The sequence below is a fragment of the Enterobacter cloacae complex sp. P2B genome, assembly GCF_014895985.1.
Taxonomy (GTDB): domain Bacteria; phylum Pseudomonadota; class Gammaproteobacteria; order Enterobacterales; family Enterobacteriaceae; genus Enterobacter; species Enterobacter bugandensis.
Genome location: NZ_JADBQQ010000004.1, coordinates 193343 through 207154 on the forward strand (window position 1 = coordinate 193343; position 13812 = coordinate 207154).

General features: G+C 52.8%; 10 protein-coding genes and 1 tRNA gene. 3 read left to right on the forward strand and 8 right to left on the reverse strand.

Annotated elements, in window-relative coordinates; genetic code table 11:
* Positions 1 to 5: 5 nt before the first annotated feature.
* From IM313_RS03655 to ygjG, 5 genes are all read right to left on the reverse strand, one after another.
* Entirely contained in the window at positions 6 to 1022 is a 1017-nt protein-coding gene (locus tag IM313_RS03655) for a fimbrial protein (protein ID WP_192971912.1), read from the reverse strand.
* Entirely contained in the window at positions 1023 to 3641 is a 2619-nt protein-coding gene (locus tag IM313_RS03660; RefSeq protein ID WP_192971911.1) for a fimbrial biogenesis usher protein, read from the reverse strand.
* A gap of 49 nt (positions 3642 to 3690) precedes the next feature.
* Positions 3691 to 4398, reverse strand: coding sequence for a fimbria/pilus periplasmic chaperone (locus IM313_RS03665; protein WP_028014483.1), 708 nt, complete (start codon positions 4396 to 4398; stop codon positions 3691 to 3693).
* A 153-nt stretch (positions 4399 to 4551) separates the two neighbouring features.
* Positions 4552 to 5094 (reverse strand): fimbrial protein BcfA, encoded by a 543-nt coding sequence (locus IM313_RS03670; RefSeq protein ID WP_028014482.1) that lies wholly within the window; start codon positions 5092 to 5094, stop codon positions 4552 to 4554.
* A 484-nt stretch (positions 5095 to 5578) separates the two neighbouring features.
* Entirely contained in the window at positions 5579 to 6958 is a 1380-nt protein-coding gene (gene ygjG, locus IM313_RS03675) for a putrescine aminotransferase (RefSeq protein WP_049000022.1), read from the reverse strand.
* A 435-nt stretch (positions 6959 to 7393) separates the two neighbouring features.
* On the opposite strand from ygjG, the gene IM313_RS03680 reads away from it, so the two are divergent.
* Complete coding sequence (locus IM313_RS03680; RefSeq protein WP_063943009.1) at positions 7394 to 8914, forward strand: PAS domain-containing methyl-accepting chemotaxis protein; 1521 nt, start codon at positions 7394 to 7396, stop codon at positions 8912 to 8914.
* A 336-nt stretch (positions 8915 to 9250) separates the two neighbouring features.
* Entirely contained in the window at positions 9251 to 10810 is a 1560-nt protein-coding gene (locus IM313_RS03685; RefSeq protein WP_192971910.1) for a methyl-accepting chemotaxis protein, read from the forward strand.
* Here IM313_RS03685 and IM313_RS03690 read toward each other — a convergent pair.
* Positions 10807 to 11301, reverse strand: a complete 495-nt coding sequence (locus IM313_RS03690; RefSeq protein ID WP_192971909.1) for a PadR family transcriptional regulator — start codon at positions 11299 to 11301, stop codon at positions 10807 to 10809. The two genes, IM313_RS03685 and IM313_RS03690, sit on opposite strands and share 4 nt — an antisense overlap.
* Before the next feature lie 147 nt (positions 11302 to 11448).
* Between IM313_RS03690 and IM313_RS03695 the strand changes: the two genes are divergently transcribed.
* Positions 11449 to 12213 carry a siderophore-interacting protein gene (locus tag IM313_RS03695; RefSeq protein WP_192971908.1) on the forward strand — a complete coding sequence of 255 codons (765 nt, stop codon included), beginning with the start codon at positions 11449 to 11451 and terminating at the stop codon, positions 12211 to 12213.
* Here the strand turns inward: IM313_RS03695 and IM313_RS03700 are convergent, their stop codons facing one another.
* A complete protein-coding gene (locus IM313_RS03700) occupies positions 12214 to 13383 on the reverse strand; it encodes a DNA repair protein (protein ID WP_041908017.1) in 1170 nt (389 codons plus the stop codon). It abuts the gene before it with no gap.
* Between the two features lie 320 nt (positions 13384 to 13703).
* Positions 13704 to 13779 (reverse strand) — tRNA-Ile (locus tag IM313_RS03705).
* Positions 13780 to 13812 lie beyond the last annotated feature (33 nt).

The following is a 13812-nucleotide window of genomic DNA, read 5'->3' on the forward strand; positions in this document are numbered from 1 at the left end:
CACCCTTACGCAAAATCGATACGTAAACAGGCCAACGCAGTAAACAGACCTTCTGCCGGGGCCTTCCCTGTCGTGCTGATGGGGTAGGTTTTTAACGTGACATCAGCATGGCCCGAACTATCAGTAACAAAATCAGCGGTGCTGGAGGCGTCGTTAGGTATCATGACGGTGCCATTTTCGTTGGTTACCACCACGCCGACATCTTTATTATCCGTAGCGATCGCCTGGCCGACGTTGCTGTCTGCGTTGGCGACCAGTCGAAGCGTAAGATGCGCAGGCGAAATCACGTCCGCATTACACTCGATGGGAACATTAAAGGTTTTTACCGGCGCATTAGAAGGTTTCTCACCCGCTTTCGTGAATGAAGAACTGTTGAGTTTTCCCAGGTCAACCGTAATGATTTGCCCCGCATTAATGATGCAGTTTTGCGGCACCGTGACCGCGCCGCTGTATGTTATTTGATAAACAATATCATTCAACGGGTCGGTATTTTCGGTGGTGATATAAACATTAAACATCACTTTACTGGGGATAATGACCGTGCCGATAAAAGGTTTGATAATTTTTAACCGGAATACCAGGTTGGAGTCATATACCGGGAAAGGTATGTTCATATCCTCTTTATCCACCCTGTAATCTTTACCCATATGGATATAGTCTCCAGGCGGAAAATATTCACCAATTTCGGAATCGGTTATCCGCATCGCCCCTGCAATATAGATCGGGTCAAGATTCATATACTGCCACTGGTCTTCCGTGAAAATCACCGGGTAGGTATTCCTGTATGAGCGATAGGTACGAGAATCGCCGTCCGGATGATAGTCACATATGGCGTTGACGCCCACATCCTGTGATTTAACCAGTTCAACTGCCTGCCCCAGCTGGTTTTGTTCTTTTGTCAGCGAGGCCGTCAGATCGTAATTAACATTAGTAATGCTGTGTGTAAAGTTATGGCAGACCGCTGCCAGACTTTGCGTAGAAGCCGTAAGGCTGAGTAATAAAAAAATAATGCGTACTTTCACTTATCGGCACTCCGCTTTTAAATGCACGAGGGACTGCTTTGTTTCACTTAGCTTGTAAACGGCAACACATTTTTTATCATCTGTGTCGCCCCATTGCGCTGTCAGACTCCCTGTCTCGCCCAGCCCAGACAGATACGCTTCGCCGTTATCGCCTACGATGGTGTCCCCACCTTCATCGCTGCGCGTAACAACCGCGCCAAAGGGCACAGGGCGCCCGTTATGCATGAGTGCAATCATCGCGCGCGTTCCGGAGCGCGCCTTAAAGGTGGCGCGAACCAGGGCGCCCTGGGTTGGAACTACGTGGGTTACGGCCTCGTCAATGTCTATATCGTCGCTGAGTGAGTTGGTGTTCAGCGCCATGCGGTTACGGTGGTATGCGCTGGCATACGGCACAACCGCATAACCACGCCAGTCGGTATGGATCCCGGGTCCGTCTTCGACCTTAACGTTGCTTGCGCCCGGCGCGGCGATCAGGACATTGGTATCCCCCAACGGCTGGCTTAAGGTGATGCCGTTGCGATGCGCGACGATACCGCCGCTGAGGCCGTAGTTGATCTGCTGATAATCGCCATTGTTGCTGTAGTTGTAACCCAGGCTCGCATTACCGTAGGCGCTATCATATTCCGTGCTGATGCTTCCACTGGCACCGGTATGTTGGTTCTGGTATCCCTGCTGAACGCTGTAGCTGAGGTTATTGTCTTCAAGCAGCGTTCCGTTGATGCCGGCAGTATTATTGACCCTGCCGTCGTTATCGGTGCTCATGCCGTATGTGGCGTAAATGCTGTTTAAACGTTTGGTCACATCTCCACCTGGATGAAGCCACAGATTGAGCGGGAAGGAGAGCGTTAAAGAATAAATACGATCGCTTTCACTCATGCCAGGGGATTTATTGTAGTTGTAGGTCAGGTTATAGGTTACGCCCGCAACCGTTCCGCTATAACCCAGCTGAATAAGCGTATTTTTTTCATCGGTATGCCAGTACGTTTGCTGGCTGCCGTTGAGGAAAATCGACCCGGCAGTGCCCAGCTGTTGGGAAATATTGGCCTGCAGCTTGCCGCGTTTGGTGTAGTACAGATTGTAATAATCGGTCCACACGGGCTGATTGTCGTCGGTGTGGTCGTTGGGATCGTCCTGGCCGACATAACCCTTCATTTGCTTATAGGTGGTTTCATCCAGGGTATAAAAACCGGATGTTGAATAGCGATAGCCTAACAGCTGGAAATTGGTGCCCATGCCGTTCAACGATTTTGCATATAAGAAACGTATTGACTGCCCGTTATGTGAGCTACCGTCGCTCAGTTCGCTTTGTGCGGAGGTGAGATCGGCCGATACGGCGCCAAAATTCCCCAGGTTCACCCCGGTACCCAACGCAAAGGCAGAGTATTTTTCCGTCAGCTGCGTACCACCGTAGACGGTAAATCCTTTTGGTAACCCCCAGATAAGCGTTCCCTGGACAAAGTTTGTGTCCTCCTGCTGGTCGCTGTTACTGCGATAGCGGGCCGCGGTGGCGGCATATTTTACGGTGCCTTCACGCTGTAAAACCGGAACCGCGGAATAGGGCACAGAGTAGCTGCTGATCGTTCCGTCAGATTCTTTGACCTCCACATTCAGGTCACCGCTGGAGGAGGTGGGGTACAGATCGTTAATGGCAAACGCCCCGGGCGGCACATAGCTTTGATAAATGGTGTAACCGTTTTGTTTGATGGTGACCTGGGCGTTAGATTTAGCGATCCCATGAATGGTTGGCGCAAAACCTTTCATACTATCAGGCAGCATGTTGTCATCAGAATTGATCTGCACCCCGCGGAATGGCAGGCTGTCGAAGACATCCGAAGTGGTATAGTTCTCGCCGATTGTTAGCTTGCTTTTTAGCGGGATAACGGCACGTTCAACATAGGTTTTAATGTGTTCCCAGTTGGTGTAGGTCTCTGAGCCGCTGCTGTTGTAGCTCCATGTAGAGAAATCCCGCAGCCGCCACGGCCCCAGGTTTAATCCACTGTTAAGTCCCAGAAAATAGTTGTCTGTCGTCGAACCATAATCACCGCTATTGTGACTATGCGAACCCGAAAAGTCATAATTCAGCAACAGGGCGTTAATGCCTTCGTCCCATTGCTCAGGGGGAATGTACCCGCGCGCGTTATTACGCAGCGCCGCTTGCGGAATACTGATATTCAGGCGCTGGTGTTCAAAATCAAAAAATGTGGTGGCAGCGGGAATGGCTGCCGGCAAATCGACACAGTTGCCCGCTTTTTCGTCCTTAAGACCGGGTAAGACATCGACATTTACCCCCATCGCATCAAGTGACTTACGCGAGAGGCAGGGCGTCAGCCCCGTATCGTCATCCGTAGGTGTTGAATTTTTGCGCACGTTAAACGTGACGTCGCGCGTGGCTAAAAAATTGTCATTCAGCCATACGTCTACGCGATAGACCCCTGGCGCCTGACCAGCATTACTAAAACGTGATAAATCAGCAACCGCCGCAGGATCGCTTGAAAGAAAGGCAGGGTTGAAATAATAGCCCGCATCCGCATTAACGGATGCGAATGCGCCGAGCATGGCCAGCGTGAGAGGGGCCAAACGATGATTGACTATCCTTGTCTGATACTTGCGAAACTTCATTTTTCTCTGCCTGCTTCAACGCGCTATGTTCGGTATTTTTCCGGGAAAATTATGCTCCAGGGCATGTCTGAACAGGGGTGGTAGCACCGAAATCGTTAACGGTCTGGAACGTCACCTGGCTCCCGCTACCGGCAGGTAGATCAACGACCAGGCTGTTCATTGGCGGAACCATGTTATTGGTTAACTTTGCGTTTCCCGCTTTGAATTGCACCAGCGACACGTAATAAGGCGACGCGTTTTTGATGGTCAACTTGCCGTTACTGACCGTGCAGCGCAGCGCCTTTGGCGCGTCAATTGACGGGGTAGGCAATTTTTTTGGGCGAATAAAAAGCTTAATGACGCTCTGCGTCGCAATCTGCAATGTATTTCCCTGCAACTTACTTTTATCCACGGCGGGGATAGCTTTGCTGTTGAAATAAAAAACGCTTTCTCTGTCTTTCGGCAAATCTGGGCCAGCGTACATAATCCGGATGGTGTTTTCTTTTTTAGGATGCATAACAAAAAGTGGAGGCGTAACAATAAAGTCTGTGGACTTCGATTGATCGGCGTTCGCAACCCACGATTGCACCAGGAAAGCATTGCTTTGAGACGAGTTCGTAATAGGTAACGAAATCTGTTTATCACCCTGAGGGTAAATAATACGCGTTGCGCCCAGGCCTATCCCCCCAGCGTGAGCCGTAGTCAGCACCGTAGCTGCGAATAAAAAAGAATGCGTAATCAGCTTCGTTATCAAAGATACAGTATTAATTCGTTTCATTTATATATCACTTCATTGAATACATAATCAAATACATAGAATAAAACATGCCGTTTAAGCCTATGTATTTAATCTATATAAAACGGTCGGTTATATTAAAAATCCCTCCTTCGTACAGGCGTACGAAGGAGGGATGACAGCATCCTAATTCGATTAGGAATAAACCATCTGGAAGGTAGCGGTGGATGCTACGTTACCTGGTGTTGCTGCGCCTGTAGCGATATAGTCAACGCTCAGTGGGATAATGTTTTCACCGTTGATCAGGCCGATTGCAGAAGAGGTGGTACCCAGATCCAGGTTTTTACCGTCCGGTCCAAACAGCTGCAGAGCCACGTTCTGTGCGGAACCTGCACCTGCGGTATTCGCCATAGCGCCCGGCTGAGTTGCATCCTGCTGCGCGTTGAAAATAACCGCTGCGTTCTGGCTGACAGTGGTGTCGCAATCTTCCAGTTTAATGTTGAAATCTTCTTTCTGATTCGCCAGCATTCCGCTTTGAGTCAGCTTCACGGTACGAACCTGGCTCAGGATAACGGTCTGGTCAACAGAATCGGCAGCAACTGAACAGGCAGCGTTAACAACCTGACCGACGAAATTAACGGTACCGCCGCTTACTGTGGTGGTGTCTGCCTGTGCGTTCATCATCACGCCGCTTGCCATAGATGCAGCAACAACCATTGCTAAAACATGCTTTTTCATACAAATCCTTTTAAATAAACAGTTTTCTGTCAAGTTGAAACAAAATTAAAGGTGACTTAATACAAGACTATTCAGATTAAAAATCATGAATATACAGAATCATACAGTACGCTGTGTTTTGCACATTCTCGTGATGTTCCGAAAGCGTATTTTATGAGGCGAGACATATTATATCAATCTATTGCTGGTTGATTTTTGCTTAGAAATTCTTAAATGGGTTTTAATTAAAAATTTATTAGTTTTTAGAATGGGAGGGTATGTTTGATGCGCTATTTAGCCTGATTCAGTAAGGTGCAATCGCCGAGAGTGATATTTCTGCATTGTTATTGAACGCTATCCTTTTATTAAAATTAAATATTAATTTAAAACGGGAATTGTTCTTTAGGGCAATGTAAGAGTGATTTTCAATATGCCATGTTTAATTACAAATTGAAATGAAATTAGAGTGGATATAACTCCCTCCTCCATAAGAGGAGGGATTAAATCATACTTCTTCTACTCTTACCCGCAGCGCTGCCAGCGCCTTGCGCGCCGCCTTCAGCACCTGCTCACACTGCTCTATGGTCAGCGTCAGCGGTGGCTCAATGCGGATGGTTTTCGAGTTGTTGAGCGTGCCGGCTACCAGCACCCGCTGGCGGAACATCTCGCTCGCGAAGCTGTAGCCGATTTCATTGTCGACAAACTCGATTGCCATCAGCATCCCTTTGCCGCGCGCCTCCTGCACCAGATCCGGATACTCACGCCCCAGCTGGCGGAAGCCGTCCAGCAGCATGTCGCCTTTCTGCTCCGCCTGCGCAGGCAGGTTTTGCTCCAGCAGCACGTTGATGGTGGCCAGCGCCGCCGCACAGGCCAGCGGGTTACCGCCAAAGGTGGTGGTGTGCAGGAACGGATTGTCGAACAGCACCGAGAACACCTCCTCGGTGGCAACCGTTGCACCAATCGGCATCACGCCGCCGCCGAGCGCCTTCGCAAGACACAGTATGTCCGGCTGAACGTTCTCGTGCTCGCAGGCAAACATCCTGCCGGTGCGCCCCATCCCGGTCTGCACTTCGTCGAGGATCATCAGCGCGCCAAACTCATCGCACAGCTGACGCACGGCGGGCAGGTAGCCCTGTGGAGGCAAAATCACGCCGCCTTCACCCTGAATCGGCTCAAGGATCACCGCCGCCACGTCGTCACCGGTTTTACGGCATTCGCTCAGCACGGTGCGCATGGCGTTAATGTCGCCGAACGGCACGTGGCGGAAGCCCGGCAGCAGCGGCATAAACGGTTTGCGGAAGGTGGATTTGGCGGTCGCAGACAGTGCCCCCAGGGATTTCCCGTGGAACGCGCCGCTGGTGGCGATAAAGGTGAATTTCCCGCGTGGCGACTGGTACGCCTTGGCGAGCTTGATCGCCGCCTCGACCGACTCGGTGCCGCTGTTGCTGAAGAAGCTGTATTTCAGCTTGCCGGGCGTTAAGGCCGCCAGCGTTTTCGCGAGCATGGCGCGAAGCGGGTCGAGCAGTTCCTGACTATGGAGAGGTTGTTTCGCAAGTTGATTCTGTACGGCGGAAACCACTACTGGATTACGGTGCCCCACGTTAAAGATACCGAAACCACCCAGGCAATCTATAAATTCCTGTCCCTGGGTGTCGACAAGCGTGTTGAGACTTCCCGCTTGCCACTCTACGGCTCCGTAATCCCCGCCGGCGGTAACAGATTTGCGATACTCCAGAAAACCAGGATTCACATGCTCTTTAAAGTAATCAATGACCTCTCGGTTAAGTTGTTTCATCTCCTCATGATCGAGCGTTCGCTTCTCAATGAGATTCAGTGCGTGCGCGGTACAGGCAAGAGCCGAGGCGCTGGAAGGTAACCTGTTCAAAATATGCTCCCGGGGATCGCGTATCACATGATACTGAGTTAAGTATTGCAGGGATTACGCCACTTCAGATGACTTAACGAAAATCGGGATAAACGCCAGGTTAAAATTATGTTGCGCAATATTTAATCATGCCGGAGCAATCGAAACGGGATTTAGGGGGACAGGGCAACCCGCATTCTCAGGTGCACAAAAAGGCAATTGCACTAAAGGAGTGCATGGCTTGCGGCTTAAGTGGGCGTTAACAGGTCATGCTTTATAGGTAATTTCTTTACGAAAGTATTTGGAATCAATGAATTATAAAATCTCACAAAAAGTGCGGTTTAAGTGAAATCTGCGATCTCCATCAAGTTTAACAACTAAAGATAAATTGTTTACCGCCGAAAAAATAATAAACCACAAAATTAACATTCGAATAACCTGCAAGGAATGCCCGTCATGTCTTCTCCTTCCTGTGTCACCCAGAATAATTATCCTCTGGACGATGACACCACCTTAATGTCGACCACCGACGTCCACAGCTATATGACCCATGCAAACGACACCTTTGTGCAGGTGAGCGGCTATCAGCTTGATGAGCTGATGGGCCAGCCGCACAATCTGGTGCGCCATCCCGACATGCCAAAAGCGGCGTTTGCCGATATGTGGTACACCCTGCAGCAGGGTGAGCCGTGGAGCGGCATTGTCAAAAACCGGCGTAAAAATGGCGATCATTACTGGGTGCGCGCGAATGCGGTACCGATGGTGCGGAATGGGCAGGTGACGGGGTATATGTCGATCCGCACCAAAGCCACGGAGGAAGAGATCGCTGCCGTAGAGCCGCTCTACCGGGCGCTGAATAACGGGAGCTGTAAAAAACGCATCCAAAAAGGACTGGTGGTGCGTAAGGGCTGGTTGGGTAAACTTCCTTCCATGCCGCTACGCTGGCGCGTACGCAGCGTGATGGCGGCGCTCTTTGCCGCGCTTGCCGCTACCCTGGTGACCACCTCCGCAGGCTGGGTGCCGCTCGCCGCGGCCGCCGTGATAACGCTGTTGGGAACGCTGCTGTTTGAGCAGCAAATTGTCCGCCCGATCGAAAACGTCGCGCATCAGGCGCTGAAGGTGGCGACAGGCGAGCGCAACAGCGTGCAGCATCTGAACCGCAGCGACGAGCTGGGGCTGACCCTGCGCGCGGTAGGACAGCTGGGGCTGATGTGCCGCTGGCTCATCAATGACGTCTCAAGCCAGGTGATGAGCGTCCGTGACGGCAGCGACAGGCTGGCGCAGGGGAACGAAGCGCTGAACGATCGTACGCGTCAGACCGTGGCGAACGTGCAGCAGACCGTCGCAACGATGAACCAGATGGCCGCTTCCGTTCAGAGCAACTCAGAAACCGCCGCCGAAGTGGACAAACTCTCCGTCGCCGCGAGCAGCGCGGCGACGAAAGGCGGCAACGCGATGCAGACCGTGGTGAAAACGATGGATGACATCGCCGATAGCACGCAGCGCATCGGCTCGATTACCTCCCTGATTAACGACATCGCTTTCCAGACTAATATCCTGGCGCTGAATGCGGCTGTTGAAGCGGCAAGAGCCGGCGAGCAGGGGAAGGGCTTTGCCGTGGTCGCGGGGGAAGTTCGCCACCTTGCCAGCCGCAGCGCGAATGCGGCTAACGATATCCGCAAGCTGATTGATGCCAGCGCCAGCAGGGTACAGTCCGGCTCCGAGCAGGTGCACGCCGCAGGCCGCACGATGGATGACATTGTCGAGCAGGTGAAAAACGTCACGCAGCTCATCGCGCAGATCAGCCACTCGACGTCCGAACAGGCGACCGGGTTGTCAGAGCTAACCCGCGCGGTGGCGGAACTGGACAGCATTACGCAAAAAAATGCCGACCTGGTCGAGGAGAGCGCGCACATCTCTGCCATGGTGAAACACCGCGCCGGGCGTCTTAAGGATGCGGTGACGGTGCTCCATTGAGCCAGTAATGTTCCGGAAAAGTCGTTTATACCGTAAGGAATAAACGGCTTTTTTATTTTGGGTTGTGACTATTAATGTTTTTTATTGTTAATGAGATATTAAATAACTAAAGAAATTGTCTCAGTTATTTATCCCTGCCTAAGTCAGTTTTCCCCGATGCTATTTTGCAAAACCCTGTTCTGGTGGTCTGGTAACGATCGATGGGGCGGAATTAATAGACTCTACCTATCCATTGTGATGGTTATGAAATAAAAAAACGATCAAAGTCATAAAGTTAGCGGATTCGTTACCGATAACAGCGATCGTCTGAGAAATAATCACATCGATGGAGTAAATATGTTCTTACATGACGTAAAGATCGGCACGAAATTATTTCTGGCGTTTGGATTCTTTATTGTCCTGATGGTGATCAGCGCCAGTATGTCCTTACTGAGCCTGAACCGGGCTAACAACGGGATGCAATCCATCATTACCCATGATTATCCCACCACGGTAAAAGCGAACCAGTTAATCGACAACTTCCAGGAATTTATTAGCACTCAGCAGCTCATGCTGCTGGATGAACAGGGAACGTACACGGCACAGTCGCAGCAGCATCTTAAAGAGATCAGCGAGCATATCACGGTGATTTTGGGCGAGCTGAATACGGTGTTGCAGGACCCGAAATCGCAGCAGGTCCTTGCCGAGATCCGCGACGTTCGTCAGCAGTATCTGGACTCGCGCTATCGCATTTTGCAGGCGGTGCAGAATAATGACCGTGCGGGTGCTATCCAGGAGATGATGACCCATACCCTCACCGTGCAGCAGGCCTATAAAGCTAAAGTGCAGGAGCTGATTGCGATTCAGAACCATGAGATGCAGAGCGCGGGGGCGCAGGTGGAAGGAGACTTCAGGTCCAGCCGACTGCTGCTGATCCTGATCACCCTCTTTAGCGTCGCCGCTGGCAGCCTGATTGGCTGGTTTATCGTGCGCGCTATTACCCGCCCACTCGGCGAGGCGGTGAATTTTGCCAATGCCATTTCAGAGGGCGACCTGACGGGCAGCATCACGCCGCACGGCAAAGACGAAACGGGCCTATTGCTGCACGCGCTGATGGAGATGAAAAACCGCCTTCTGGATATTGTGCAGCAGGTGCAAACAGGCTCGGAGAATATCTCCAGCGCAGCCGCGCAGATTGTCGCTGGTAACCAGGATCTTGCCGCGCGCACCGAGGAGCAGGCAAGTTCCGTTGAACAGACCGCCGCCTCGATGGAGCAGATCACCGCGACGGTGAAAAACACCGCCTCGCACACCGGGGAAGCGACTAATCTCTCGGCAGATGCCGCTACGGTGGTCAAAAACAACGGGGAGATGATGAAGCAGGTGACCAGCAAAATGCGCCTGATTAACGAGACGTCGAACCGGATGTCCGACATTATCGACCTGATCGACGCCATTGCATTCCAGACCAACATTCTGGCGCTCAACGCAGCGGTGGAAGCCGCCCGTGCCGGTGAACACGGTCGCGGCTTCGCGGTGGTTGCGGGGGAAGTGCGCCAGCTTGCCCAGAAGAGCGCGTCGTCTGCCAGTGAAATTCGCGAGCTGATAGAGACCTCCACCAGCCAGACCCAGGACGGGATGAATCTGGTGGAAAAAGCGAGCGCGTTGATCAACGGCATGGTCGGCAACGTGGAGGAGATGGACACGATCCTGCGCGAGATCCGCCAGGCCAGCCACGAGCAGACGGAGGGGATCTCGCAGATCAACAGCGCGATTGGCCTGATTGATGCCACCACCCAGCAGAACTCTGCGCTGGTGGAGGAGTCCGTCGCGGCGGCGGCATCCCTTAACGAGCAGGCGATGCACCTGAAAGAGTTGGTACGCGTATTCCGAGTGAGCGAGCACGCGCCGGCTTAATCCAGCTGGGAGATCTCCAGCGCCGCGCGGTCGATTATGCCGATAATCTGCTTGAGCTGCGCGTCGCTGAGCTCTCCCTGATTTACCTTCAGGTCTAACACCGCTTTAAAGTTATCCAGCGCCCGCTTCATCTGCGGGTTTTTGCGCAGCTCAAAGCCGACGCTGCGCGCCTTAATACGCACCTGGATCTGTTCCAGCTGTTCCCCGTTTTCGTCCAGCCAGCGTTGTCCTTCAGCGGTAATCGCAATCTTCTTACGACCGCTCTCTTCTTCCGTAATGGTGATAAAGGTTTGATCCTGCAGATAATCCAGCGTCGGGTAGATCACACCGGGGCTCGGCGTGTAGTGCCCCTGGGTCAGGTTCTCGATCTCTTTGATCAGCTCATAGCCGTGGCTGGCGCTGCGGGTCAGGATATCCAGAATCACCAGTCGCAGGTCGCCGTGGCCGAAAAAGCGCGGTCGGCGTCCGCCGCCGTCGTGTTCATGTCGCATGATATGTCTCTTAATTTGATATATCTAAACTATATCTAAGATATATTCAGATGCAATCTAAAAAATCTTGCTTTTTTACTGATTAGTAATCATTATCATTTAAAAATCAATTCCGATATATCGTATTCACCAGAGAAGAGGCTAAAAATGGCATCTACCCGTTACCCACAGCGCGTGCGTAATGACCTGCGCTTTCGCGAGCTGACGGTGCGCCGCGTTGAGCGCATTAGCGCAGGCTTTCAGCGCATTGTTTTAGGCGGCGAGGCGCTGGAGGGCTTTAGCTCCCGCGGCTTCGACGACCACACCAAAGTCTTTTTCCCTGCACCTGGCACCACGTTTGTCCCGCCGAAGGTCACCGATGAAGGCATCGACTGGGGCGACGGCGTACGTCCACAGGCGCGCGACTATACGCCGCTGTACGATGAGGCAAATCATGAACTGGCGCTCGATTTCTTCATTCATGACGGCGGGATTGCCAGCGGCTGGGCAGTCGAGGCGAAGGTGGGCGACAGGTTGACGATCGGCGGCCCGCGCGGTTCGCTGGTAGTGCCGGAGGATTACGCCTGGCAGCTGTACGTGTGCGACGAGTCCGGCATGCCGGCGCTGCGTCGACGTTTAGAGAGCATTGCTAAACTGCCGGTTTGTCCGGAGATTCACGCGGTGGTGACCGTAGGTGACGAATCTTATAAGGACTATCTGGCGCACCTGAGCGAGTTCGACATCACCTGGGTGGTGGGCCACAGCGAGCAGGCAGTGGCTGACCGTCTGGCGGCGCTGGCCGTGCCGGCGGAGGATTACTTTATCTGGCTGACCGGAGAAGGGAAGGTGGTAAAAAGCCTGAGCCGCCAGTTTGAAACCAACGCGATTGACCAGCATCTGGTGCGTGCCAGCGCATACTGGCACGCTAAATAATCAGGCTGCCGAATCCATCTGCGCTTCGTTAACCTGGTGTTCGAGCGAGGCGCATACCTCTTTTAGCGCTTTCTCCTGCTGAGCAAAGTACGCTTCCATATTGCTCAGCGACGATACCAGCAGCCAGGACTCCTCTTTTTCCAGCTCCGCCAGCTCGTTCACTAAGGTGTCGATTTGCTCGCGGACCTGCGCCATTTTTTTGCGGATACGCTCCAGATCGTTCAGCCTGTCGCTCGCCATCAATGGCTCGAACCCCTGCTGCAGGCGGGCCACCAGCGAGCGAATGGTTTTGACGTCGCCGCGCTGTTTGGCCTGGTTGAGCTGCACCATCATCGCGTTGGCTTCCTCTTTCAGATCGTCTGCGACTAAATCCGGATGGCAGAGCTTGCTCGCCTGCCGCCAGAGGCGCTTGAGTTCGTTCTGATCTTCTTCCGAGAGATGTTTGCCCTTGCGCAGCCGCACTTCGGCATCGTGATGCTGTTCGCGATACTTCTCGTACTCTTCGTTGGCCTCGTCGCGCGCCTGACGCGCGGGCTCTTCTTCGCGCGTTAAGCCGCTTTCCAGTTCGAGCGCTTCGGCCAGCAGGTTGGCAATCAGATTGCTTTGCTGCTCCAGATGCTTACGCGCCTGAGCGGCCTGGACGGAGTCAGCCGGGAGATCGCGCCAGCGCTGGGTAAGCGTCGCCAGCACCTCCACCGCCTGCGCCATATAGCGCTGACAGCGGCGGTAATCCTCCTCGCGACGACGTGCCTCCGCCTGCTGACGACGCAGGTTCAGCTCCGCCAGCGTTTTACGCAGGGCGAGGATCTGCTGCATCAGCGGTCCGAGGCGGGAGAAATAGAGATCGTTGAACTCATCAAGCTGCTGCACGCGCGCGTTGCGGCGGTCAATCAGATCGCGCAGACGCTCTTCCAGCGCCTTCAGCTCCAGCTTGCTGGCGGCTACCTGTGGGTCACGCCACTGGGTCACGGCGCGTTGGCCCTGCAGCCAGGCGGTTATGGCCGCCATGGCCGAGGTATAGTTCTTTTCCTCAAGCGCCACGACGATTGCCTGTAGCTCATCGTCAAACGCTTCATTTTTCAGGCGTGTCAGCTGGCTCTGGATGATGTCGTCATCTTCCAGTTCAATGGCATTTTTAATGATTTCTAGCCGTTTGATCGGTGTGCTCATGATGCCTTTCGCTTTGGCGCTTAAGTATTTGAGTTAAGGGTAGTTGTTGTAAAAGCTACAGGAAATAATACACACGGATGATGATCGGCGCGATGGGGGATTTCTTTAGATTTGCAGTTTGTGAGGGTGAGCTGCAGGCCGGGCTACGTGTGATTGATTCCGTATGTGCTTGCATAGGGGGCAGCAAAATCAAAGGAGGGATACAGCCTGGCGAATGCTTGGGGGAAAACTCAGGGGACAACAAGATGGTACCCGTTATTCAGCCAACAAAAAAGCCACTCGCTAGAGTGGCTTAATCATATGATTCTAAAACTAAAATTTGGTGGCCCCTGCTGGACTTGAACCAGCGACCAAGCGATTATGAGTCGCCTGCTCTAACCACTGAGCTAAGGGGCCGTGGCGGTGAATTATAAAGTAACTCCCCGCAGC

Coding starts and splice junctions, on each gene's coding strand:
- IM313_RS03680 (WP_063943009.1), top strand. CDS start 7,394: ATGTCTTCTCCTTCCTGTGTCACCCAGAATAATTATCCTCTGGACGAT.
- IM313_RS03685 (WP_192971910.1), top strand. CDS start 9,251: ATGTTCTTACATGACGTAAAGATCGGCACGAAATTATTTCTGGCGTTT.
- IM313_RS03690 (WP_192971909.1), bottom strand. CDS start 11,301: ATGCGACATGAACACGACGGCGGCGGACGCCGACCGCGCTTTTTCGGC.
- IM313_RS03665 (WP_028014483.1), bottom strand. CDS start 4,398: ATGAAACGAATTAATACTGTATCTTTGATAACGAAGCTGATTACGCAT.
- IM313_RS03695 (WP_192971908.1), top strand. CDS start 11,449: ATGGCATCTACCCGTTACCCACAGCGCGTGCGTAATGACCTGCGCTTT.
- IM313_RS03660 (WP_192971911.1), bottom strand. CDS start 3,641: ATGAAGTTTCGCAAGTATCAGACAAGGATAGTCAATCATCGTTTGGCC.
- IM313_RS03700 (WP_041908017.1), bottom strand. CDS start 13,383: ATGAGCACACCGATCAAACGGCTAGAAATCATTAAAAATGCCATTGAA.
- IM313_RS03670 (WP_028014482.1), bottom strand. CDS start 5,094: ATGAAAAAGCATGTTTTAGCAATGGTTGTTGCTGCATCTATGGCAAGC.